Source organism: Mesorhizobium sp. M1A.F.Ca.IN.020.04.1.1 (assembly GCF_003997315.1).
Classification (GTDB): Bacteria; Pseudomonadota; Alphaproteobacteria; order Rhizobiales; family Rhizobiaceae; genus Mesorhizobium.
Genome location: NZ_RZSN01000017.1, coordinates 20,301 through 43,204, shown reverse-complemented (window position 1 = coordinate 43,204; position 22,904 = coordinate 20,301). Strand labels below are relative to the sequence as shown.

General features: G+C 59.1%; 20 protein-coding genes and 1 pseudogene. 9 read left to right on the top strand and 12 right to left on the bottom strand.

All coding sequences use genetic code 11. From position 1 onward, the window contains the following. Positions 1-71: 71 nt before the first annotated feature. The 9 genes from EOA49_RS34075 to EOA49_RS06235 all read right to left on the bottom strand — a co-directional run bounded on the left by EOA49_RS34075 (position 72) and on the right by EOA49_RS06235 (position 8,105). Positions 72-185, bottom strand: coding sequence for a helix-turn-helix domain-containing protein (locus tag EOA49_RS34075; RefSeq protein ID WP_329608782.1), 114 nt, complete (start codon positions 183-185; stop codon positions 72-74). Between the two features lie 889 nt (positions 186-1,074). Further along, positions 1,075-1,599 (bottom strand): alpha/beta fold hydrolase, encoded by a 525-nt coding sequence (locus tag EOA49_RS06270; protein ID WP_245460551.1) that lies wholly within the window; start codon positions 1,597-1,599, stop codon positions 1,075-1,077. Between the two features lie 265 nt (positions 1,600-1,864). Next, positions 1,865-2,164 (bottom strand): ferredoxin family protein, encoded by a 300-nt coding sequence (locus EOA49_RS06265; RefSeq protein WP_091599526.1) that lies wholly within the window; start codon positions 2,162-2,164, stop codon positions 1,865-1,867. A gap of 12 nt (positions 2,165-2,176) precedes the next feature. Further along, a complete protein-coding gene (locus tag EOA49_RS06260) occupies positions 2,177-3,481 on the bottom strand; it encodes an FAD-binding protein (protein ID WP_091599523.1) in 1,305 nt (434 codons plus the stop codon). A 10-nt stretch (positions 3,482-3,491) separates the two neighbouring features. Then, positions 3,492-4,601 (bottom strand): electron transfer flavoprotein subunit alpha/FixB family protein, encoded by a 1,110-nt coding sequence (locus EOA49_RS06255; RefSeq protein ID WP_091599520.1) that lies wholly within the window; start codon positions 4,599-4,601, stop codon positions 3,492-3,494. A gap of 16 nt (positions 4,602-4,617) precedes the next feature. Further along, positions 4,618-5,469, bottom strand: a complete 852-nt coding sequence (locus tag EOA49_RS06250; protein ID WP_091599518.1) for an electron transfer flavoprotein subunit beta/FixA family protein — start codon at positions 5,467-5,469, stop codon at positions 4,618-4,620. 188 nt (positions 5,470-5,657) lie between these two features. After that, the gene (gene nifW / locus EOA49_RS06245) at positions 5,658-6,035 is read right to left on the bottom strand and encodes a nitrogenase stabilizing/protective protein NifW (RefSeq protein WP_091599514.1); all 378 of its coding nucleotides are present in this window, start codon (positions 6,033-6,035) and stop codon (positions 5,658-5,660) included. 187 nt (positions 6,036-6,222) lie between these two features. Further along, positions 6,223-7,437 (bottom strand): cysteine desulfurase NifS, encoded by a 1,215-nt coding sequence (gene nifS / locus EOA49_RS06240; protein WP_091599511.1) that lies wholly within the window; start codon positions 7,435-7,437, stop codon positions 6,223-6,225. Positions 7,438-7,784: 347 nt separating this feature from the next. Further along, positions 7,785-8,105: an iron-sulfur cluster assembly accessory protein gene (locus EOA49_RS06235; protein WP_091599508.1), complete on the bottom strand. Its 321-nt coding sequence runs from the start codon at positions 8,103-8,105 to the stop codon at positions 7,785-7,787. Positions 8,106-8,697: 592 nt separating this feature from the next. Here EOA49_RS06235 and EOA49_RS06230 point away from each other — a divergent pair. After that, positions 8,698-9,756, top strand: a complete 1,059-nt coding sequence (locus EOA49_RS06230) for a ChuX/HutX family heme-like substrate-binding protein (protein ID WP_091599505.1) — start codon at positions 8,698-8,700, stop codon at positions 9,754-9,756. Positions 9,757-10,005: 249 nt separating this feature from the next. Here the strand turns inward: EOA49_RS06230 and EOA49_RS06225 are convergent, their stop codons facing one another. Next, on the bottom strand, positions 10,006-11,238 hold the full coding sequence (locus EOA49_RS06225; protein WP_091599502.1) for an MFS transporter: 1,233 nt from the start codon (positions 11,236-11,238) through the stop codon (positions 10,006-10,008). A gap of 657 nt (positions 11,239-11,895) precedes the next feature. Between EOA49_RS06225 and EOA49_RS06220 the strand changes: the two genes are divergently transcribed. The 7 genes and pseudogenes from EOA49_RS06220 to EOA49_RS06195 all read left to right on the top strand — a co-directional run bounded on the left by EOA49_RS06220 (position 11,896) and on the right by EOA49_RS06195 (position 18,339). Then, entirely contained in the window at positions 11,896-12,210 is a 315-nt protein-coding gene (locus tag EOA49_RS06220) for a hypothetical protein (RefSeq protein WP_091599500.1), read from the top strand. A 517-nt stretch (positions 12,211-12,727) separates the two neighbouring features. Further along, positions 12,728-13,906 carry a cytochrome P450 gene (locus tag EOA49_RS06215; protein ID WP_164746650.1) on the top strand — a complete coding sequence of 393 codons (1,179 nt, stop codon included), beginning with the start codon at positions 12,728-12,730 and terminating at the stop codon, positions 13,904-13,906. A 29-nt stretch (positions 13,907-13,935) separates the two neighbouring features. Then, positions 13,936-14,058: pseudogene (locus EOA49_RS33355) on the top strand (ferredoxin); the annotation flags it as partial. Between the two features lie 138 nt (positions 14,059-14,196). Continuing rightward, a complete protein-coding gene (locus EOA49_RS06210; protein ID WP_236378846.1) occupies positions 14,197-14,784 on the top strand; it encodes a nuclear transport factor 2 family protein in 588 nt (195 codons plus the stop codon). A 148-nt stretch (positions 14,785-14,932) separates the two neighbouring features. Further along, positions 14,933-16,534: an SDR family oxidoreductase gene (locus EOA49_RS06205; RefSeq protein ID WP_091599495.1), complete on the top strand. Its 1,602-nt coding sequence runs from the start codon at positions 14,933-14,935 to the stop codon at positions 16,532-16,534. Between the two features lie 138 nt (positions 16,535-16,672). Further along, entirely contained in the window at positions 16,673-17,725 is a 1,053-nt protein-coding gene (locus tag EOA49_RS06200) for an LLM class flavin-dependent oxidoreductase (protein ID WP_091599492.1), read from the top strand. 14 nt (positions 17,726-17,739) lie between these two features. Next, positions 17,740-18,339: a nitrogen fixation protein NifQ gene (locus tag EOA49_RS06195; protein WP_126057643.1), complete on the top strand. Its 600-nt coding sequence runs from the start codon at positions 17,740-17,742 to the stop codon at positions 18,337-18,339. On the opposite strand, the gene rpoN is transcribed toward EOA49_RS06195, so the two are convergent. Both rpoN and EOA49_RS06185 read right to left on the bottom strand, forming a co-directional pair. Beyond that, positions 18,336-19,769, bottom strand: coding sequence for an RNA polymerase factor sigma-54 (gene rpoN, locus EOA49_RS06190; RefSeq protein WP_127239618.1), 1,434 nt, complete (start codon positions 19,767-19,769; stop codon positions 18,336-18,338). The two genes, EOA49_RS06195 and rpoN, sit on opposite strands and share 4 nt — an antisense overlap. Positions 19,770-19,838: 69 nt before the next feature. Continuing rightward, positions 19,839-20,372 (bottom strand): peroxiredoxin, encoded by a 534-nt coding sequence (locus EOA49_RS06185; protein WP_029356553.1) that lies wholly within the window; start codon positions 20,370-20,372, stop codon positions 19,839-19,841. A 1,317-nt stretch (positions 20,373-21,689) separates the two neighbouring features. On the opposite strand from EOA49_RS06185, the gene hisC reads away from it, so the two are divergent. Beyond that, a complete protein-coding gene (gene hisC / locus EOA49_RS06180) occupies positions 21,690-22,886 on the top strand; it encodes a histidinol-phosphate transaminase (protein WP_126038032.1) in 1,197 nt (398 codons plus the stop codon). The last annotated feature ends 18 nt before the right edge of the window (positions 22,887-22,904 follow it).

Below are 22,904 nucleotides of genomic sequence, written 5' to 3'. Positions count from 1 at the left end.
CCACTGGCCTGACGATTGGCTCATCAGGCTCTTAGAATTTCCTTCACCTCGAGACTATGCCGGCGTATCGCCTAGCCGACTTGTCGCGGCGTGAGGCGGAGAATTCGAGCCGCATTAGCCTGAACCCAGCCGGCCTTCTCCATTGTGTCGATCAGCCGGTCACGCTCCGTCCGTCGCGGTCCCAGCGCCGGTCCGGCCGTATCGTTAGAATCGCAACCGGCTATCTCGTGTTCAGGGGCGCCGATGCGCCTAACCGGCTTCGTGCTGGGCCGTGAGAGCTCGTCGATGCCATTGCCACGTTCCGAAAGATTGGTTCCTTCCAGAGGAGAACGCGCAAGTGTGGCTGTTCTTTACACGCAGTTCTCCAGCTCGCGGACGTTGCCGGGGAAATAGCATTGCGAGATCAGCTCAACTGCCGACGGCGTAAAGCCATGGTTCTCCATATTTCAAGGGTAAGCGCTGTGTCCTTCCAGGAGTGCCCGCGATCTGTGGGCCTGCCGATTCTGAGGTGGATCGGAGATCGGCTTGTGTCTGAACTTGAACTTTACGATTGACCCTGAGCGGCAGCCTCGGCGTTTCAAGGTGATCAACGGCGCTGTTAGTCGGCAGGCATTGGTCGATGGACGACAAGGGACGGAGTCATCGCCGAGACCCTGGGGCCGAACGTGGTGATCTCGGAGGTTGCCCGGCGCTACGGGCTGCGGCCGCGGCGGAACGCTCGCAAGCTTGCGACGTCGGCAGGACAGGCCACTCCCGCCTTTGTTCCGGTGGTGGTTTCGGTGGCGCCACCGGAACGACCCGTTGGGCCTACATCCGTGCACCAGAACTCAAGGCCGCGGCCTGAGAATCGGCCGCCCGCTCACCCTTTACTTGGTTCCTCAGCCGACAGCGCTAAGAAGGAGAGCAACTTCCGTCGGTGCGAGGATCATTGCGTCGTGGCCAGTGGCGAGTTCCTGCCACGCCCAGCCATCCTGCTTCGCGACCCATTCTCGCGCTCCCGCCGTCGGCGGGTGGAGCGGATTAGTGCAGACGACATAGGTTCGGGGCCTGCCGTTGCCGAGCGGGGGCTCGAGCTTAAGTCTGCTTTCGTAGGTGCTTGCCGCATGCGGTGTTATCCGGCGCCGCACCCAGTCCGTGAGCGAGTGTCCCTTGGGAATGCCGAATGCTGTTGGCGGCGGAGTCGGCATGAAGATACCCCGTCCTTCCTCCGCAACCAATTTTCGACGGGCGGCGACGATGTCGGGGGGCATGGTGCTGAATACACTTTGACCGCTCTCGACGATGGCGCCGTCGAGCGAGATAAACGAGATGGCTGATATGGTCGGGTATCCGGTCGGCGGCGCCGGTGATGCTGATGCCGCCTAGACTGTGACCGACAAGGATCACATCGCTCAGCTCTTCCGTTACAATGTGGTTGACGATGTCGGTCACGAATGTGTCGGGCGTGATGTCCTTGCACAGCAAATGTGCGCGTTCGCCGACACCTGTCTGGGTCGGCGTGGCCACGTGGCATCCCATCTTGCGAAGATTGGCGGCGACGTCCCGCCAACACCATCCGCCATGCCAGGCACCATGCACTAGCACATACGTCTTTGTCATGGATTGTGCCGTTCCATTTGCTCACCGGCCGTTGTGGCTGCCATCCGGCACGATGGCCGAACGTTGTCCCAAAGGGGCTCGACCACGTTACCGGTGGTAAGTCCGGCGCACAGGCCGCCGCCGTGGCCTGAGGACACCCCTACCAGTCGAGGAAATTTGAATTGCGAACGCCCAATATTCACTAGCTCTTTGCAAGTGGATGGAGAGGCTCATGGTGTGCCGCAGTTGCTCGCTGCCGGCATGCTCTTGGCACGGTCCCGGCTGATCATCCGAACTTGAACAGGACACCAAAGCCGCCGCGCGGATAGTTCCACTCGATGTCGCCGCCTTTCTCGCACAATATCCGGCAGGTGCCGCATTCCATGCAGCCGTCGGCGGTGATCTCGACTTGGCCCCTGTCATTCAACTCATAGCATTTCGCTGGACAGACGTAGGTCAACGCAAGCAAGTTCGCGCTTGGCTTCTCGTGCGGTCGCACTATGATATGGGGGCGGCCGGAATCGACCAGGTAGCGGTTCTGGTAAAGCTTGTCCTCGACACGAACCTTCGTCACTGCGATCGTCATCTTGTACCCTCTTCAGCGCCATGCCAATGCCAGCCGGACCGCGTCGCTGACCAACCCCCAGCGCGAGCGCGCGTTGATGAAGGCGGCCGTGGTGGCCCTTTCCTTCTCGATCTTCGGCGTGCCGTCGACACGCATGAAGTTCTGAGCGGCATACGACATCAACCGCGGATAGCTGGTAAAAAAGTTGCTGGAATTGGTGTGGAGTAAGGCTGGCATGTCCTTGTATTTCTTAAGATCCTTGATCACAAAGGATTCATCCAGCATCGTCTTGTAGAGCGCAAGGTTCCCTTTGGTCATAGGACCGTTGCGGCTTTTGACTTTGATGATCGCCTCAGCCGCGACACGACCCGAGGTCATGGCAAGGTTCGAACCCTCACGGTGAATGGCATTGTTCAGTTGCGCTGCGTCGCCGACGATGACCCAACCGTCGCCGAAGAGCTGCGGAATGGCCCTGTAACCACCTTCGGGGATAAGATGGGCGGCATATTCTTTCACCTCCGAGCCAGCGATCAGCGGCCGGATCGAAGGATGGTTTTTCATCGCGTCTAGGAGGGCGGACGGGCTCTCCAACATCGCGGCGAAATCCGAGACCAGGCAGCCGATGCCGAGTGAAATCGACTCCTTGTTGGTGTAAAGGAAGCCGAGCCCGGCCATGTCGCGAGAGATCGTGCCCACGGCCTCGATTACGCAGCCTTCATCGCCCTTGACACCGAACCGCTGGTCAATGACCTCTTCGGGCAAGAAATGCATTTCCTTGACGGCAAGCGCCACGGTCTCCGGCTTCGGCATCTCGCGCAGGCCTGCGCGAGTGCCAAGCAATCCCGACACCCCTTCTGCGAGAACGACCACATTCGCGAAGACCACTCCGCCAGCCCGGTCTGTGCGGACGCCGATCACCTTGCCATTGCCATCACGGACGAGTTCCGTCGCGGTCGTCTCACACAGGACCGTCGCGCCAGCCTCGCGCACCTTGCGGGAAAACCATTTGTCGAACTGGGCGCGGATGATCGTGTAGCGGTTGGGTTTCGCCTCATTGAAGTCGTCCGACCGGTAATGAATTCCGGTGTGAGATGTGTTGTCCATCACCCAAAGTCGCTGTTCGACCAGGTGCCGCTCGAGGGGCGCATCATCCCGGAAGTCCGGGATGATCTTCTCCAGCATGTTCGCGTACATTATGGCGCCCTGGACGTTCTTAGAGCCCGGATATTCCCCGCGCTCCAACTGCAGTACCTTCAGCCCCTGGCTTGCCAAAGTGTAAGCAGCTGCGTTTCCGGACATGCCGGCTCCGACCACAATGGCATCGAATTGTTCAATCATGTCCTCTCCCTCAACTCGCAAGCTTGTCTCGACTGTGCGGCGACAGCCGCCGGGTGAAGGCTTCCGTGAGTGCGGGCAGGAAGCGGATTGCATCCGTGACGATCCCGAGGTGGGCGAACTCGAAAATCGGCGCGTTCGGATCGGTGTTGATCGCGACGATGAGATCGGCCCCCTCGACCCCAACTCGGTGCTGGATGGCGCCGGAAATTCCGGCCGCGATGTAAAGCTTCGGTCGAATGGTCTTGCCAGTTTGGCCAATCTGGCGATCAGCCGGCATCCAGCCCTTCTGGACCAAGGGGCGCGAACAGCCATGCTCGGCGCCGATCGCTCGGGCAAGATTCTTCACAAGCTGAAGGTTCTCCGCCGCACCGAGACCGAGGCCTCCCGCAACCACGACATCCGCATAGGCAAGATTTGCCATTGCCGACTGGTTATCCGGTAAGAAGCCGAGGACTTTGGTGACGATATCGTCCTCAACGAGCGACAGCTTGTGCCGCATGACACGCCCGACCGGCTTATCCACCCGTTGCGGCATAGGCATGACCCTTGGTCGCACCGTCGCCATTTGCGGCCGGTAATTTAGTGTATAGATCGTACACAACAACGAGCCACCAAAAGTCGGACGGGTCGCGGCGAGTGAACCGTCGGAATCTACATCAAGTTCGGTGCAGTCGGCCGTGAGCCCCGTCTGCAGGGTCGTCGCTACCGAGCCCGCAAGATCCCTGCCCAGTGTGGTCGCGCCGAGAAGGAGGATTTCGGGTTTATGGGTATTGACCAGATCCGTGAGCGCCTTGGCGAACGGCTCGTTGCGGTAGTCGGCGAGCGGCGGCGCATCGACGATGTAGACAAGATCCGCCCCGTAAGCGAAGGCCTCGGCAACAGCGTCCTCGACCATCTCGCCCGGCGGTCCCAGCACGACGCCCGCGAGCTGGACTTCAAGCTTGTCGGCTAATTTGCGGCCTTCACCCAGCAGTTCGAATGATACAGGATGCACATTGCCGCGTTCGAGCTCGAGGAAGACCCACACGTGCCGGTAGTCTTTGAAACGGTCGGGAAGTTCTTTCTTTACACCGGCACGGCCGGGGGCAAGGCGAGGGGTAGCTTGGCTTGCGGTCGACATTTTCTGCTCCTGGCCGTCACGTGCCGCTGTTGAAGGCCAACTCATGTTCCAGCGCCGGCCGGCGGGTTAAGATATCGGCGATGAGTTCATCGGCGATGTCCTGCAAGCCCTTTTCCGCGGTGTCGATCTGCGCCGCGCTTTCTGCCCGTGCGGTGGGGGCGAAAACACGCTTGACGACTGTCGGCGAGCCACGCAGACCGCACCGGGTGAGATCGTCAATGCCGGCGTCGGCTGCAGTCCACTTCACGACTTGGCTGCGCGCCGCGCAAAGAGCCTGCTGGAGCGAGCCCCGGCGGATTTCGTTGGTGTCTTCCAGCATGGTAATGAGGCAGGGGAGTCTGCTCTTCAGCAACTGGGTGCCGCCTTCGGCGCGACGCGCGACTTCGATCTCGCGCGTTTTGAGATCGATGGAGGCAATCTTCGCGACGTAGGTAAGTTGCGATAGATTCAGGCGCTTGGCTATGCCTGGTCCGACCTGGGCGGTATCGCCGTCAATCGTCTGCTTGCCGGTGAAGACGATGTCTGGCCTGCCGAAAGTCTCCCCAATTTTTGCGATTGCTTGCGAAAGAGCAAAGGAGGTCGCCAGCGTATCGGATCCGGCAAAATAGCGGTCCGTCAAGAGAACTGCTCGGTCAGCACCGTAACCGAGCGCCTTTCGCAGCGAGTCCTCCGCCATGGGCGGACCCATTGTGAGCACAGTAACCTCGCCACCATGAACGTCGCGCAGTTTGAGCGCTTCTTCGAGGGCGAACAGGTCGTAAGGATTGATGATGGTCGGCACACCCTGACGCATGATCGTGTTCGTCACCGGGTGGACGCGGATCTGGGCCGAATCCGGCACCTGCTTGATGCAGATTACGATGTGCATTGGCGATTTCTCTAAGCTCCCAGTCCGGATGCGTGCTTGGCGGTTCACCTCATTGCCTGCATCGTTCATGCCAAGTCTTCTTCCTGCCTCTATTCCAGAAGGTGGCTTCGTTTGCGTCCGAGGAGGCGTCATGAGGACTGGATTTGTCGACTTCCCGACATTGTCGCGCCGCAGCCGTGTCGGGCTCATTACTTTCCGAACCGCTTCAGTGCAGAGTCGAGCGGGACGAAGGCGCGGCCAGGTGCGGGACATATGTTTGGATCGTGGTCCCTTAGCACCTTGAACACACGTTGCGTGAGCGGCGAGGAAGTCGCGAAATCTTCGTAGGCGCGTTCCAGCTTGGCGCGCACCCGCGCGGCGATTACCTGGTCAGGCAGACCGGAGAAATCTTCTTCGGCAAGGTATTGGCCCACGCGCTTCATGATATGGAGCCGCGAGACATTCATCACTTTCGGGTCGTAGGAGACGCCAAGGCAGGCGAAGAAGTCCTCCGCAGCCGACAGGCCCTTCAGTCGCGCCAGGATATCGGTGGGATCAATCGGGCGGCTGTCAGCGGAGCAGTTCATTGTATTCTCCCGGCGCGAAATTGTGGTGTCGATGCGTTGGTGACATTGCTGACGGCGTGCCGACCTCTGGCACGGCGGCTGGGGCAAGAGACTTGGCGATCTCAAGCTTTTCTGAAGTGGTGAAGGCGACCCCGGGTTGCCTGCTCTCCATTGCGTAGGGTCGTCACGTTGAGGAAGTCCTCACGGCTCATGAGTGGGCGTCGGCTATTGTGCCGCTCGGGCCCGGGCCGGAATGAAGGTGTTCTGCACCTCGCCCGCACAGTCCAGCACTGGGAACGGCACGTAGTTTCTCGATGATCGCAGGCAGGACCTCAAGCACGCGGTCTACGTCATCTTCGCCGTTGTCACGCGACAAGGAGAAGCGGACTGCCCCACATGCCGCGTTCATAGCGATCAGAACATGGCTCGGTTCCATTGAGCCAGAGGCACAGGCGGACCCGGCGGAACAGGCGATTCCCAGCCGGCTGAGGACAATTGGGATTGCATCGCCTTCGATACCTTCGAATCCAATGTTTGCAGTGTTTGGCAATCGCTCCTGCGGATCGCCGTTGATGGATGCGTTTGGGATGCGCTGGATGATCCCGTTCTCAAGGCGGTCGCGCAACCATTTTATTCGTGTTGTCTCGTCCATGAATTTCAAGGCGAGTTCGGCCGCCATGCCCAGTCCGACTATGCCGGGTGTGTTTTCAGTGCCTGCACGCCGGTCGCGCTCTTGGTGGCCACCCTTGATCAGGGAGGAGAAGCGCACGCCACGTCTTACATAAAGCGCGCCTATCCCCTTTGGACCATGCAGCTTGTGGGCGGAGAGCGACAGCATGTCGATCGCGGTCGATTTCAGCTCAATCGGAAACCTTCCGACCGCCTGCACTGCATCAGTGTGGAAAAGCGCGCCGACTTCCCTGGCTAGGTCGGCAAGCTCAACCACGGGAAAGATCGTACCGGTCTCACTGTTCGCCCACATTATCGAGACGATTGCCACTTGTGGGGTGAGGGCGGTTCTGTAGGCGTCCAGGTCGAGCCGGCCGTGGTGATCGACTGGGATAATGTGCACCTTGACGCCGCGCGTCTTTTCAAGGTGCGCGCACAACTTCAGAACGGCCGGATGTTCAACCGCGGAAGTCACTATTTCCGTTCGACCGGGCATTACCTCGAGCGCCGAAAGGATGGCTGTACTGTCGCTTTCAGTCCCGCCCGAGGTGAAGATGATCTCGTCCTCGAATCCCGCGCCGATGAGGGCTTGCAACTGCCGCCTCGCCTTTCTCACGGCTTCAGCAACCGATGCGCCATAGGCGTGCATGGACGAAGGATTGCCAAATTGCTCCGTAAAGAAAGGCAACATCGCTCCAAGGACTGCAGGATCAACCCGCGTCGTTGCGTTGTTGTCGAGATAGACAGGTCTCATGGGAGTGATCCTTCAACTGCTGAAATGATTCAAGGGTAGGCGGGCCATTGAACCTCTGGCGCATATCGTATCTGGTGAGGTGGGCGGCCGGGCGAGCGATGGCTTGGCTGACCGGTCGCTGCCGACATTGCCATTTGGTGGCGGCATCCGCCGGGAATTCAGCTGTTTCGGGCAATGTTGTTTGCTTGCCCACGGCAACGATCGATGATCGCGATTTGGCACATCACCGAACGCAATTGTTCCGGGCCGACAGTGCGTGTCGGCTGGTTCCAGAGCGCCGGGGGTTACCGGTTTGACGCAGTATTCCTTGGCGTCGCTATAGTCGAACATAGCCTGTTCCCCTGCAATCATTTGCAGGACTTGCCGCAGCTGCACTTCTCCTGCGCATTGGGGTTATCGAAAACAAAGCCGGATGTTTCGAGCCCTGTGACGAAGTCGACGGTCATGCCGGCGGCATGGGGTTGGGAGCCTCTATCCATGAACACCTTGAGCCCATCTCGCTCGATGATCGTATCGCCCTCATGTGAGACGCTCTCCAGGCCCATTGAGTATTGGAAGCCGGCGCAGCCGCCGGCATGGACCATGATGCGAAATCCTTCCGCCGGCTCGCTGGCGCGGTAAAGAGCGGCCTTGATGGCGGCAACAGCGTTGTCGGTGAGCGTAATCATGGCTCGATTTCTCCTCGGTCCGTGACGTTTTCGCGGATCATCTCGCATGAACCGTGCCAAAGGGAAGACGTGTGTAAAAACGGTAGGACATCCCGACGTCTCTATGCTCGATTGCTGGGGAGACGTCCGACAACCGACACTTACTGTCGGGTTTGTCGCGTCCGCGTCACAGGAGGGGCGCCTGAGTTCGCGATGCACTCACGCGTAAAGCAATGAACAGAGCCAAAGATGTTCAGAGCTTGCCGCGGAGCAACTGGCACGACTTTTGAGAGCCTTCGTTGCGGCGGCAAAATTGCCGGCCGATTCACCTTTGGGTTGCCCTCGCAATCGAAGAACGAAGGAAGCAATATGTCGCTCCTCCCTCAGACCCGCCTTGTGTGGGAAAGCAGCACCGCCGGTGGAACCCGAATGCTCGATCGGCCGATTGGCGCCGACCACCCAACAATCGCTCTCTACCGGCGATTGGCCGCTGACCGCCCGGAGACAGGATTCGACTGGCGTGTGCCTGACGATCAATCGCGTCCGCCGTGCACACCCCTGAGGCCCTTTTTTCGACCGATCGTCAAAAGAAGAACGGGGCGGGGTTAAAAACATGGATCAGCGCAAGAAGCGGTCGCCCAACGAAATCCGGCGTGCGTGGGAAGTCTGTCCGAGCATTCCCGCGCGTGATTTCGCCGCCCAATTGGGCATTTCGGAAGCGGAACTGGTCGCGGCCCATTGCGGTTTCGGCGCGGCACGCATCGACCCGCGCGTCAATCACCTGCTGACGGGCCTCGAATTCGTGGGCGAAGTGACGGCGCTGACCCGCAATCAAGGTGCCGTGCACGAAAAGATTGGCGTCTTCAACAAAGTGATAACCGGCAACAATCACGCCATGGTCCTTGGTGACGAATTCGACCTTCGCGTCTTCCCGCAGGCTTGGAGGTATGGTTTCGCTGTTGAAAGGCGCCATCGCGGCGGAATCCAGCGCAGTTTGCAATTCTTCGACGCCGCCGGCGCAGCAGTGCATAAGGTGCATCTCAGGCCGGTCTCCAACCTTCATGCCTATCGAAAGCTGGTGGCCGAGCTCGTATCCGCCAACCAGGAGCCGACCATGTCGCTTAAGGCGAGAGTAGCCGACCTGGGCGCGAGGACTGCGGACCGGGCCGGCACGGTGGACGACCTACGCGAGCACTGGAGCCGGCTGACTGACGTCAACCTTCTGAAGACGCTCAAGCTCAGCCGCTGCCAGGCTTTGCGCATGGTAGGCCAGGATTACGCTTGGCTGCTCGACAATGCTGCAGTTGGCGCCGTGCTCCAGCGTGCGGCCGAAGACGAATTGCCGATCATGTGCTTCGTCGGCAACCGAGGCTCTATCCAGACCCATTCCGGCTTAATCAAGTCGGTCAAGCAGATCGGGCCGTGCATCTATGTGCTGGACGAAACCTTCCGGCTGCATCTCAGGAGCCACCAAATCCGTGAGGTTTGGGCCGTGCGCAAGCCGACCAATGACAGTCACGTCACCTCGCTCGAAGCATATGGGTCCGACGGCAAGATGATCATCCAGTTGTTCGGTGCGCGCAAGGAAGGCGAACGCGAGCGCGACGACTGGCGGGTTCTGGCGGAAAACCTGCCGCGTTTCCCCGACAGCTACATGAGAACAGCTACATGAGAAAGACCGATCGTTGTCGGTGGGACGCCGGCGCCCATCTGCCTCCGCAGCGAGTAGCCGGGCATTGAAGCCGAGATCGGGAACACGATGACGCAATAAGCGCGCTGTATTGTCATAACGCGATGAGCAGGTAGCAATTTGGCGCTGCCCCATCGAAGGCATGGTTACGACGAAGCCGCGGCCTTTGGCCGAGCTCAGAGGTGACAATAGCGTTAACGCCACCGACCGTCGTCACTCCCCACCAGGCGGTCAGCTGTTGCGGTTCGGGCCGAGCAGAAATACTGTCAAGACAGCGAGGAACGTGGCAACCGCGCTGTAGAGAAAGACACTGGCAATGCCCGTGTGATCCACCAATAGGCCACCGAAAGTTGTGCCGGCTGCGATCGCCACTTGGAAGGCTATGACCATCAGTACACCAGCGCTCTCGGCCTGTTTCGGAGCGGCGCGCAGCACCATCCAGGTCTGCAATCCGACCGGGACCGCGCCAAAAGCAAAGCCCCATACGGCAACTGCAATTGCCGAGGTCAAGGCCGATGCTCCCATAGTCAGGAGCGAGACAGCGGCTACGGCAATGAGCAGGGGCGGCAGGGCCGCGACTGCCTTGAGACTGTGTTTGGTGAGGAATGCGCCCGCTAAATTGCCGAAGACGCCGGCCGTGCCAGAAGCAAGGAACACGAGCGGGATCGACTTCTTGTCGAGCGGAGGAACGCTCTCGAGAAAGTCGCGGATGTAGGCGAAGCTGGCAAAATGGCCGGAAGCGACCAATAGCACGACTAGGACCGCAACCTTCATCGTCGGATTCTTCGCGACATCCAGCGGACTGCGGAATCTGCGCACTTCGATCGGAGGCAGTGGCGGAATGGTTACGAGTTGCACGAGCAGCGCAACGGCACTCACGATTGCGGCGACCTTGAACGAGGCTCGCCATCCCCAAATGTCACCGACATAAGCGCCGATTGGAGCCGCGCAGACGGAGGCGACAGAAACGCCGGTGAGGATGATCGACATGGCGCGCGGCATGAGGTGACTTGGAACCAGCCGCATTGCCAACGCTGCCGAAATTGACCAAAAACCACCGAGCGATATGCCGAGGACGACGCGTGCCGCCAGCAACACCGGCAGCGACCCCGCAACCTCCGCCAGAACGTTCGACAGGATCAGCAGCAGCGTCATCGCCCAGATGACGACCCTGCGGTCCAGACGCTTTGTCACGATGGCCATTGTCGGTGCCGAGATCGCCGCGACGATTGCGGTCGCTGTTAGCGCCTGTCCAGCCGTGCCCGTGCTGATACCGAGATCATGCGCGAGCGGTGTCAGAACGCTGGCGGGCAGAAACTCTGCCGTCACAAGCCCGAAGGTGCCGAAGGAAAGCGAAATGATCGCACCCCATGCGGGGCCAGACCGTTGATAGGGACTTTCTGGGTCAAGCCGATCTCGGTCGAACAGAGCCGCGTCCACTAAATCTGTCGCCGATTCGGTCATGAATGAGTTCTCCAGCTAGGAGCTGTTGCAGCAGGGGTGGCTATATCGCCGGGGATCAAAGCCGCTAGACCTTCCGGCGGCGGCCAGTCGGCCTCAGTCGAGGCCTCGGCGCCCACGCATCCGAGGCCTCATCGGAGGGCCGACGGACACAACCGTCGACAATGCGGGAGAGTTCTCGGCGCGGTCGCATCGATCGCATCCGTCGAAGTGCGGCCTGTTCACTGCGAACCAAGCAAGCCGAACGCGGTGTCCTCGATCGAGGCCTTGATGGGGGGATGATCGACGATCTCTATATTGCTTTGAAGCAGGAAGTTCCGTCGCCATATGCGGTTATCCTGGCAGCCAGAATTGAGCGGTCGTCGCAAGCACCAAGGCGGTCGCAATGAGTGCAACGAGGCGGAAGTCTGATCGATGGCTGCGGTTCGATGGCCGCGCGATCGACAGAATTGAGGTGATGAGTTATCCCTTTTGAAGCCGTTGCTCCCAATTCTGGGATAAGGTAATTGCAGGCGGTCCCAGCAACGTCGGGCGGCCTTTTTGGTGATTGAATTCATGGGACGACACTCTCGGTCCGTGACGCGTCTGCGAATGACTGCGCAAGTACCGTGCCATCAACGACAAATCTGGCTCTGCTGAGCGGGTGGTGGAGGCACGAGCGTGGGCTATCCCAAGAGCTTGCCGCAAGGTTGTTCGAAGTTGAGGTGCCGGATAGGCCGCAAATATGTCGGGCGGCCTGGGGTTCGCCAACACGAAGATGCGCAAGTTCAAAAGGACGAGCTGAACCCTTGCCGATATCCGTCCGAGGCTGATCTGGAGAAGGTCAAGAACTGCGTCTTGAAGGCTTTCCGCCGCACCGGCAAATGCGAAGCCAAGGTGCTGGGCAAGATGGACAGGGCCACACAACCCCTCGACTGGACGCTCATTAACGGCATCGGTGTGGCTCTGGTAGCTGGCGAGAAAACGCCGTGCTGAAAGACGAAAGCTCGTGTGGCCGGCTCTGAAGGAGGGCCAATGAGGCAGGCGAGGAGAGGCTATAGCCCATTCTTGTAGACTGACCTTGTCCCACGGAGGCGGCTAACCACCCCGCCAGACATCATCGAGGGGAGCGCCACTAGGCTCACGAACAAGTGTTGGTCATTTCCACCTGGGTGACCTCGGCCAAGTCACCAAACCGCTTAGCGCAACCTTTCGAACTGGATGCTCCCCGGGCACATGATCGGCTAGCGATCCCACCAATTGAGTTGCTCCAAGTCGGTGTCTAGCTTTCTACATTCTGTGTCCGACGCTGGACAAGAATGTTGCAATCCCGACCAGTAAGTCAGCACAGGCGCCACCTGTTGCCCAGCAAACGGCAAGGATTATCGAAAGACGAATTCGGCACGGAGCTTGCACCAACGATTGCATGCAAATGCCGACAGCATCTCATGAACGGTCTCTCGATTCTGGCGCGGTTAAATCGCGGCCGGTTCCAGATCATGTCCCGCCCGAAATGGTGAGGGACTTCAGCCTGTTTACGTCGCCCGGCATGTTGCCGACGGCCAACGGGGATCCGCATGCAGCGGTTGCTTGCGTTCATGCCGGGCCTCCGATCTTTTATTCAACCAGCAACACGCGCGACGGTCGGGGTACCTGGGTCATCACTCGCGCGAGCGACCAGCGCCGGGTGCTGCAGGACACCGAAACGTTTTCCAGCCATCGCAGCATCTTCGCCTCTGTGCTCGGCGAGAGCTGGCCGATGATCCCGCTTGAGCTCGATCCGCCATTCCACGGTGTTTTTCGCTCACTGCTCAATCCGCTGCTTTCGCCAAAGCGGGTAATGGCATTGGAGCCGGCTGTCCGGGAACGAGCGATCAAGCTGATCGACAGGATCGCCGCATCAGGCACGAGCTGCGACATCATGAAGGATTTTGCAGTTCCGTTCGCGGTCAATATCTTCCTTCGCTTTATTGGGCTTTCGGACGACGGACTAGAAACATTTGTCGGCTGGGCTAGAGATCTGCTCCACGGCGATAAGGAGCAACGACCACCCGCAGCCCGGACGATCGTGGCCTTCATCGACGAACTTGCCACCGAGCGCCGCAAGGAGCCGGTCGATGATTTCATGACCTTCATCGTGAAGGCAAAGGTCGAGGGCCGTCTGCTCAGTGACGAAGAAGTCCGTGGCATCGGCGTGCTTGTGTTCGTCGCGGGGCTCGACACGGTCTCAGCAGCCATATGCTTCGACTTGGCCCATCTCGCGCGCAACCCCAAAGATCAGGAATTGCTACGAAGCGAACCGGACCGGATTGCCGTCGCCGCGGAAGAATTGCTGCGCGCCTATTCGACCATTCAGATGATCCGAGTGGCAACGAAGGATGTCGACTTCAAAGGCGCGCCGATCCGCAAGGGAGACTATGTTTCCTGTGCCACGATGATTGCCAATCGTGACCCGGCGGAATTCGAATACCCGAATGAGATCGATCTGGCGCGCGAGGACAACCGGCACGCTGCCTTTGGCTATGGTCCCCATCGTTGTCTTGGCTCACACCTTGCCCGGCGGGAGATTGTCATTGGCCTGGAGGAGTGGCTGGCGCGCATCCCAGCCTTTCGGATCAAGACAGGGACTGAACCCATCACCTTCGGCGGCCATGTGTTCGGGATCGAGAATCTGATCCTGGACTGGTCCTGAAGTTTCCGCCAACGACATTGGAGTTCGCTATGCGTGTCATCGTACACAAAGCCAGATGCCAGGGTCATGCGCGCTGCTTGGCGCGGGCGCCGAGAGTCTTCAAGCTTGATGACGACGGCTACATCTTGCCCGGTGATATTGATGTTGCCGATGGGGAGCAACTGCTTGCCTCACAAGGGGTAAGAGCCTGCCCCGAACAAGCTCTGGAAGTTGACGAGCCCCCCGCTAACTCAATTGTAGAGAGAGACACACGCAAAGTGCAGACTGGCGTCGGGAAGGACAAAACAATCATACAATTCGCGACAGAACCTGTCGACCACGCGAAAATTACCGAACTGCGTGACCGAGAGGCGATCCGCAACTGCCTGTATCGGTACTGCCGCGGGATAGACCGCGCCGATGAGGCGGCGCTGCGTAGCGCATACTGGCCCGAAGCGTATGACAGGCACGGTCCCTATTGCGGACCGGCAGAGGACTTCATCCAATTTGCTCTCGGTCTGCCGGGGCAGCGTAACATCCATCAAATCACGAACAGCCTGATCGACTTCATCAGTTCAGCAGAGGCCGCGGTCGAGAGCTATTTCACCGCGCTGCAACGCGGACCGGATACAGACCAAGAAATACGTCAGACGCTGCTTTGCGGCCGTTACTGCGATCTGTTTCAGAAGAGGCAGGACGAGTGGCGAATTGCGGAACGGACAGTCGTCTACGATTGGGTTGAGGAGCAAATCCCGCCAGCGATTCTTGAGGCAGATAGGTTCGGCCGGCGACAGCCGATTGGAGCACCACATCCAGACGATCCCATCTACCAGCTGCTCAAGCGTCACATCCCCACCGACCAAGATGGCGTCGAGGGTCCCCAACTGGGAGCTGCATAAGTGGGTAGAAATGGAGGATGAGCGCCTTGCGGGATTGAGATCTGTGTGGGGCCGCAACTGGCGGTCACTGCAACGATTTGGCTCGACCCTTCATTCCGCCCAAGGTCGATGGGCTGAGATCACAAGCGGTCATCGTGGAGAAGCTCTCGTGAAACTGGCAGCACGCACCGTAATCATCACAGGCGCCGCGGGCGGGATCGGCCGTGCCCTGGTCGATATCCTTGCCGCGGACGGAGACACTGTAGTTGCGGTGGACCTTCCGGGCAGTGGTGTGGTTGAACTGGCTCGGGATCTCGGGTCGCCGCACGTCGGTCTGGAGTGCGATGTGTCGCGAGAGAAGGACATGCTCTCACTTTTCGGCCAGGTCGAAGCACGGTTCGCGCAAATCGATGTCCTCATCAACAATGCGGCGGTTGGACCCACGATGGATAGGATCATCGACACCGCTGTCGATACCTTCCGACGCGGCGTGACAGTGAACCTTATTGGGCCATTCGTTATGGCCCGGGAAGCGGCGCGGCGCATGAGGCCGGGCGGTGCGATCGTCAATGTGGCTTCGATGGCGGGCGTGGTCGGCAATCCCAGGCGCAACGCCTACGCAGCCTCGAAAGCTGGCGTGATCTCGTTGACAAAGTCCCTTGCGTGCGAGTGGGCTATGCGAGGAATCCGCGTCACGGCGGTGGCGCCGGGCTCCGTCCGCACCCCAATGGTCACAGAACTGGCACGCGCTGGCAAAATGGACCTCGCGGCGATACGCCGCCGCGTGCCGATGGGGCGCTTGGCTCGCCCCGACGAGATCGCCAGGGTCGTGCGTTTTCTGAGCAGCACGCAGGCGCGCTACATCACCGGCTCGGTGCTGGCAGTCGACGGAGGCTGGATGTCATTCAACCAGCCGGGGGATGCTCACCCGCCGGTGGATAGTGCGCTCCAAGCCGAGCTCTCCTGTCCGGCCGAATGCACAGATGCGCGAATCGTGCTCGTCACCGGTGGCGCAAAAAGCATTGGCGCGGCCGTCGCTCGCCGCTTTGCCGCGAACGGCGACACCGTCGTGATTGCTGATAAAGATGGCACTGCAGCGGCAGAGCTGGCTACATCGCTCCCCGGCAAGCATCTGGCGAAATCGCTGGACGTGGCCGTCGAGAGCGATGTGGTGTCGATGTTCGAAGAGCTGAGGCGACGCTTCGGGTATATCGATGTTCTGGTCAATAGTGCTGATACCGCCGACAGGATTGTGCCTGCGATCGAGCAACTGTCGAAACAGCTCGAACACGTCCTGGATGTCAACCTTACCGGCGCCTTCACCTGCGCGCGCGAAGCGATCAAGGCTATGCGCCCGGGCGGCGTGATCCTCAATCTCGGGTCGATCGACAGCTTTCTGCCGTTCGCGCCGCGCCATGCCTACGGCGCCTCCAAGGCGGGGATGGATATGCTGACCCGTTGCATGGCGGCCGAACTCGGCCCGGTCGGAATTCGGACAGCCACCGTCGCTCCTGGCCACATCCGCACGCCCGCACTTGCTCAGTTGGCCAAAGCCGGCCGCATCGACCTGGCAGCAATCGGACGACGCATCCCCATGGGCAGGATGGGACGGCCAGAAGACGTCGCAGATGCATCGTTCTTCCTTGCTTCGTCTGACGCCTCATACATCAACGGCTCGATCCTCTACGTGGACGGCGGCTGGACCTCGTTCGGTGATGCGGGAAACGCCAGCGAACTCTATGACGAATGTTTTGCGGAGGCCGCAGGTTAATTGCCAGGCATTCGCAGGGCGACCGGCCGAGCATTATGAAGCCTCGGCTCCACGACGCACCCGAGGTGCTTGAGATCCAAGCATGCGCATGCCGAGCACATTCCCGGTCGGCTGACGTGTCTATAACGAGGAGAAATCATGGAATTTGCCACTTTCATTCTGGCCGCCCAGCGTGGCTATCACCAATCCTCAGAAAGCGTCATCCGCAACTCCATCGAACAGGCCGTCGCTTCGGAGCAGGCTGGGTTCAACACCGCGTGGTTTGCTGAGCACCACTTCAACAATTACAGCCTCATACCATCCCCGCTGATGATGGTGGCGCACTGCGCCGGCTTGACAAGCACGATTCGCCTGGGCACTGCCGTCTGCGTGCTGCCGCTTTACCAACCGCAGCGCCTGCTGTCCGAGATCGGCTTCGCCGACATCGTTGCGAACGGCCGTCTCGAGCTCGGCGTAGGCTTGGGATACCAGCAGTTCGAGTTCGAACGGTTCGGCGTGGACATCGATGAGGCGCCGGCCGTCTTTTCGGAATACCTGGACATCATTCTCAAGGGCCTCAACCAAAACGTCTTCGAACACGACGGCCAGTATGAGAAGATCCCCCCAACAGCGATTTCGGTCCGCACAGTCCAGCAGCCGACGCCGCCTATCTGGATCGCTGGCGGAGCCGCACGGATGGCTCGGGCCTACCGCGAGGGGCACAATTTTTTTGTCACAGCCTTCCACGACGGCTTAGAGACTTTGACCACACTGCGTGAATCAGTCGAGAGGGCGGCGGCATCCGAGGAAAAGAACGTCACCGACGTCAAGATATCGCTGCTGCGCTGCTGCTATGCCAGCCACGACGAGTTGGAGATCAACAGCTATCTCGACAATGCCCGCTTCCAGCGCCGGCTTTCTGAAGCCCTGCATCAGCGCCGCCAACAGAGCCACGATGGCTACCTGCTGCAGGAGACACCGACCCAGCAGGATCTGTCCTTCGAGACCATGCGCAAAAATTTGCCGATTGGCAGCGTAAATCGCGTGATTGATCGCCTGCTGGAAGAGATCGATGTCTTGAAACCGGACCAGATCGCAGTTCAGACTCAATTGGGCGACTTCGACCAAAAGACGATGCTGCGCCAGATCGAGCTCTGGGGCGACAAGATCATCCCTGCGGTCAACAAGGCGCTTTGTCATGCCGGAAGCTGAAGCCGGCCGTTACGATGATGGCTGCCTATCCACGCGCGCAATGGCGTGGGTCCGAGCTAGGGAGGAGCTTCGATCAGCATGTGCTGCCCTGCGTGCTTTCGCGTTCGCTTGAGGAGGTCCAGGCGGGCGAGGTGTTGGCGACGGAGGGGACAGGCCTTTCGTCTGTCGAATTGCGTGATGTCTTGGCCGCAACTTTCCCGTCTACCTCCAGCAGCGTATTCGCTTTGGAGGAGTTGAGCGAGCCCGAGCCGGAACTGGAAGAGGAGCTGCTGCGCCGGCTGCTGCTAGCGCATGCTGCGCCGGGCGACCCGGCGAGCGCCCGCTTGGCCAAGATCATCGCCCGGCGTGCGATGCGCACGGACCATCTTTGGCGGGATCTTGGCCTCTCAAATCGCGCTGAGCTCAGCCGCCTGCTTGCCAGACATTTTCCCGCGCTGGCGGCAGGCAACACAGAAAACATGAAATGGAAAAAGTACTTTTACCGCAAGCTGTGTGAGGCCGAAGGCTTTTCGTCATGCACTGCACCCAGTTGTCGGGAATGCCATGACTTCGAAAGCTGCTTCGGCCCGGAGGAAGTTGAGAGTCGCCTCTCGCCGACCAGGAATGCCGGTTAGTCACTTCGCTTGATCGCAGCTGCGGACAACCGCTTATCACGGCGCCGTAGTATGGAGGAAGGGATGTTCATCGCCTCGCGATATTTGGTGACGGTACGGCGAGCGACATTGATGCCGGTCTGCTTGAGCTGAGCAACGATGTCTTCGTCGGAAAGTACCTTGTCGAGCGATTCTTCGGCGATGATTGCCTTGATCCGATGGCGGACAGATTTGGCGGAGTGCGCGTCGCCGCCCTCGCAGGATGCGATTGTCGCTGTGAAAAAATACTTCAGCTCGAACACCCCGCGCGGAGTTAACATGTACCTGTTCGAAGCCACCCGGCTTACCGTCGACTGGTGCATTTTGATCCCGTCAGCGACATTTTTGAGACAGAGAGGCCGCAGATGGGCGACGCCGTGTGTAAAAAAGGCATCCTGCTGGCGCACGATTTCGGTCGCAACCTTAAGGATCGTCTTAGCGCGCTGCTCGAGACAGCTGATCAGCCAGTTCCCTTTTTCCTGGCAATGGTCGAGAAACGCTTTGCCTTCCGGATTTTGATTGGTCAGCTGCGAGATTTCGGCGACATAGGTGTGGTTGATCAACACTTTGGGCAGCGTGGCCGGATCAAGCTCCACCCGCCATCCACCTTCGGACTTGGGCATTACCCAGACGTCCGGTACGATGGTTTCCGGCGTCCCGGACTGGAACCGGTCTCCAGGCTTGGGATCGAGCGCGCGGATTTCGTTCCTCATGTCGAGGAGATCCTCCTCGTCGACTCCGCAACGCTGCTTCAATCCCTGAAAATCCCCCCGTGCAAGCATCTCGAGATTGGCGACCAAAGCTGCCATAGCCGGGTCGAACCGGTCTTGCTGGCGCAGCTGAATCTCCAGGCATTCGCTGAGAGTTCGCGCAAAAATCCCCGGCGGATCAAATTGCTGCAAGATTCCGATGACCCGTTCCACATCAGCTTGCCGAACGTTTAACCTCCCGGCCAGATCGAAAAGGTTTACCTGAAGATAGCCAGTGTCCTCCAGATGGGCGGCGAGCTGTCCGGCAATCAGCCGCTCCTGCGGGGTGAACGGGGTGAGGGCGACCTGGCGGGCGACATGGTCGTGCAATGTTTCGGTGTGGGCGGTAAACTCCTCGACGGCAGGTCGATCGTTGCCGCTACTGCGTTGCGACTTCCATTGCCCGCGCCCGCCAGACGGCCCGCCAATGGGCGATTCGCCGATTTCGCTTCTGCTTTGACTGCTCCGCTGATCCTCCCCTGGCAGCGGCGAAACGTCGTCAAACGGGTCAGGCTTCAAAACGGGGTTCTTCTCGAGTGCCTGCTCCACGAGCTGATGGAGTTCAGTATGCGTCAATCGCAGCAAGCGAATAGCTTCAATGGCTTGAGGCGATAAGACCATACGTTGCTTCTGGCGTTGAAGCAGGCTTGCTGAGAGATGCATGTTGAACCGGTAATCTGCCGAGGAGGCTCTAGTGTGTGCTGGGGTTGTGTGAGACTTGCCACTTCTGGGTCATGCCGCCGCCTTCAGTTTGTCGAGAACGTTTTGCGGGGATGAAACGCCATAGGGGTCCGTCTCGCAGTTGTCACAGAAGCCTTCCTCCTCGAACCACTGCTCCACCACGCCATCGTCGATCAGAGCGGCGTATCGCCAGGAGCGCATGCCAAAGCCCAGATTGTCCTTCGCGACCAGCATGCCCATCTTGCGCGTGAACTCGCCCGACCCGTCTGGGATCAGCTCGATCTTCTGCAGCCCCAAGGACTTTCCCCACGCATTCATGACGAAAGCATCGTTGACTGAGACGCAGTAGATCGCGTCAATTCGCAGTTCCAGAAATTGATCATAGAGTTTTTCGAAATCGGGCAGTTGGAAGGTCGAGCAGGTCGGGGTGAAGGCGCCAGGCAGCGAGAACAGGATAACGCGCTTGCCCCCGAAATAATCGTCGGAGGTCTTGTTCTCCCACCGATAAGGATTTGGCCCCCCGATCGACTCATCGCGAACACGCGTGCGAAAGGTCACGAGAGGAACGTTCTTTCTATCGGTCATTGATTTGCTCCCAGGCCAAAGTGGTACGGTGCATTTTTCGGTTAAACTGAAGCGGCATCGACTTCGGTGGACAGTTCCGGCAGCCTTTCGCCCTGGCGTGGTTGCCTCGGACCAGTCTTGTGCAAGACCGCCCCCGAGCAGGGACGTTTAACGGCGACGAGCTTCCAGTTTTCCGCGGGGACGGGGAATGTTTGCTCGCGTGCTTTATCGAGCTTTGAGAGGTAGGCATGGTCTCCAACCGTGGTTTTGACTGCGTTCTAGCGACCGGGTCGCAAGCGCCATGCCAATTGACCCCATGCCTTGGGTTCACTTCGGTTTTTGCAGCAACTTTCGTGTTGTGCAGTAATGCCGGTCGATATTATTGCTCAAGCAGCACTGGAAATTGGGTGGGACTCCGTTCGGCAAACCCGGCCTTTGTCCGAAGCCGGACACGAATGTCGGAAATTAGCCAAACGCCAGGACCTGGGGCGGGTTTAAGAAACGTTGCCGTGGGCACCGTTCTTCAGCACAATTGCGCCACGCGAGCATGGCTCCCAGCGTCAATGCCGTGCAGCAGCGAGACGAAAGTCACTGCAGAATATCAACCTCTGCGAAGTCGTTGAGACCCAGCATGTGCGAGCCGTTCGAGCCGCAGATCAAGGCATGCTCGAGGAAGAGCTCGTGCTCTCGGCAGCAAGTGTTGCGACGTCTGACAAGGATCGTCGCGCTTCTCCTCGCCGACTATAAGGTGCGCCTCACGATCTGAGACGATGGGACAGGATGGCCAAGGAGGTGCGCCGTCTTGCATGCCCCGCCAGCGAGGCGAACCCTCTTGGCTACGCGCGCCACCAGAGACGCTCCATATCGTCAGGCCCGCGTCTCATGCTCAGATGAGCCGGTATTTGGCTCTCTCATCAGCGAACCGAGAGAGCCCATGCCAAGACGGAAGCAAGCAAGACGAACGAGCGTCAGATACCCTGCGCCTGACCCATAAACAGGGCAGTCCGGTGGGCGAGGTGGCAGAGCAACTGAGGTTCGGCAAGACCTCGGTTTCCACCTATTTCTGCGGGCGCTGGAGGCGGGCTGTCGTGCTGGCCCTGCATGCGGCTTTGACGACGATGCGATGTTGAAACACCGTCTGTTGCGCCGAATCGGCCGTCGGCCACACGTTGGGTCGTCATCAGGTTCTCGACAGCTTCCCGGTGTCAAATCCAAACCGTGGTCGGCGATCCCCACCAAGGTGGGAAGGCAGCGCTGACACAGCCGAACGTCGATCAAGTCACGATCAACGATTGCCTCATGTCACATGCCCTGCGGGACTGAAAAACGGAGAAGAACATGTGCGATGCAAAACTGAAGACCGTGCTTTCGCTTTTTTCGCCGGTGGCCAGCAAATTAGATGCTCTCTCGTCCAACGGACCAGCGACGGATGCAAATTGCGTTAAGCTAAATACGAACGAGAACCCGTTTCCGTTGCCGAAGAGCGTAATGCAAAGTGCAATTGCTGCGATCGAACACCAGTATCTTTATCCGGAAGACGACAATCTCAGCTTAAGGGCAGCTGCCTCCGACACTTACGGATTTTCCAAAGATCAGGTGATTGCCGGCAACGGTTCGTCGGAACTGCTCGGACTCATCTACAGAGCTTTCCTCGCCCCAGGAGATAGAGTGGCGATGCTGTCGCCCGGATTTTCGTTCAACCGTAAACTTGCCATGTTGCAGGGTGCTGAGTTTCTCGAAATCGCATCGAGCGAAGCTCATCCCCTGCCGATAGAAAAACTGCTGTCCGGCCCCGCAAAAGACGCGAAGTTCATTCTGTTGGCTAATCCGAACAATCCGACCGGAACATTCGTGCCGGTGGCCGAAATCGAACGCCTTGTGGAGCAAGCAGATCGCTTGATCGTCTTGGATGAGGCCTACGTTGACTTCGCACCCGACCATGCCCTGCGCCTCGTCAATAGGCATCCGAATCTTTTGATCTTGAGGACTTTTTCAAAGAGCTATGCTGCCGCTGGCGTGCGAGTCGGCTTCGGTTTCGGTCACCCAGAAATCATTGGCAGGCTGCGCAACATCCAGAATGTCTTCAACATGAACGTGATCGGGCAGGCGGTCGGGAAAAGCATTCTTGCGCATCGCCACGCCTACGAAGAGAACCACAGGCACATCAAGCATGAACGACAGCGAGTGACCCTGGCGCTGTTGCAACTTGGCTTTTCAGTAACACCCTCCCACGCAAACTTTTTGCTGGCCCGTGTGCCGGCGGGACAGGAGGGCTCATGCTGGCAAGCCGCGTTGAAAGAGCAGAAGATCCTCATCGCCAGCTTTCCTGACATAGATTTGAAGAACTGCATTCGCGTCAGCATTGGCACCACAGAGCAGATGGACAAATTCCTTGCTGCCGCCAAAAACGTTTGTATGAACGTTAAGAGGAATCGCGGTATGCACAAGCATGAAGTCAATTCACATTGCTTTGGAAATGTATCAAGTAATAAGTGTCGATGTGTTGTGAGTTATGATGTTTCCAATAGTGGATAAATCATAGGTAATTTGGAG

Coding starts and splice junctions, on each gene's coding strand:
- hisC (WP_126038032.1), top strand. CDS start 21,690: ATGTGCGATGCAAAACTGAAGACCGTGCTTTCGCTTTTTTCGCCGGTG.
- EOA49_RS06265 (WP_091599526.1), bottom strand. CDS start 2,164: ATGACGATCGCAGTGACGAAGGTTCGTGTCGAGGACAAGCTTTACCAG.
- EOA49_RS06260 (WP_091599523.1), bottom strand. CDS start 3,481: ATGATTGAACAATTCGATGCCATTGTGGTCGGAGCCGGCATGTCCGGA.
- nifS (WP_091599511.1), bottom strand. CDS start 7,437: ATGAGACCTGTCTATCTCGACAACAACGCAACGACGCGGGTTGATCCT.
- EOA49_RS06215 (WP_164746650.1), top strand. CDS start 12,728: ATGGTGAGGGACTTCAGCCTGTTTACGTCGCCCGGCATGTTGCCGACG.
- EOA49_RS06255 (WP_091599520.1), bottom strand. CDS start 4,601: ATGTCGACCGCAAGCCAAGCTACCCCTCGCCTTGCCCCCGGCCGTGCC.
- EOA49_RS06195 (WP_126057643.1), top strand. CDS start 17,740: ATGATGGCTGCCTATCCACGCGCGCAATGGCGTGGGTCCGAGCTAGGG.
- EOA49_RS06230 (WP_091599505.1), top strand. CDS start 8,698: ATGGATCAGCGCAAGAAGCGGTCGCCCAACGAAATCCGGCGTGCGTGG.
- EOA49_RS06250 (WP_091599518.1), bottom strand. CDS start 5,469: ATGCACATCGTAATCTGCATCAAGCAGGTGCCGGATTCGGCCCAGATC.
- rpoN (WP_127239618.1), bottom strand. CDS start 19,769: ATGCATCTCTCAGCAAGCCTGCTTCAACGCCAGAAGCAACGTATGGTC.
- EOA49_RS06270 (WP_245460551.1), bottom strand. CDS start 1,599: ATGACAAAGACGTATGTGCTAGTGCATGGTGCCTGGCATGGCGGATGG.
- EOA49_RS06200 (WP_091599492.1), top strand. CDS start 16,673: ATGGAATTTGCCACTTTCATTCTGGCCGCCCAGCGTGGCTATCACCAA.
- EOA49_RS06235 (WP_091599508.1), bottom strand. CDS start 8,105: ATGATTACGCTCACCGACAACGCTGTTGCCGCCATCAAGGCCGCTCTT.
- EOA49_RS06185 (WP_029356553.1), bottom strand. CDS start 20,372: ATGACCGATAGAAAGAACGTTCCTCTCGTGACCTTTCGCACGCGTGTT.
- EOA49_RS06225 (WP_091599502.1), bottom strand. CDS start 11,238: ATGACCGAATCGGCGACAGATTTAGTGGACGCGGCTCTGTTCGACCGA.
- nifW (WP_091599514.1), bottom strand. CDS start 6,035: ATGAACTGCTCCGCTGACAGCCGCCCGATTGATCCCACCGATATCCTG.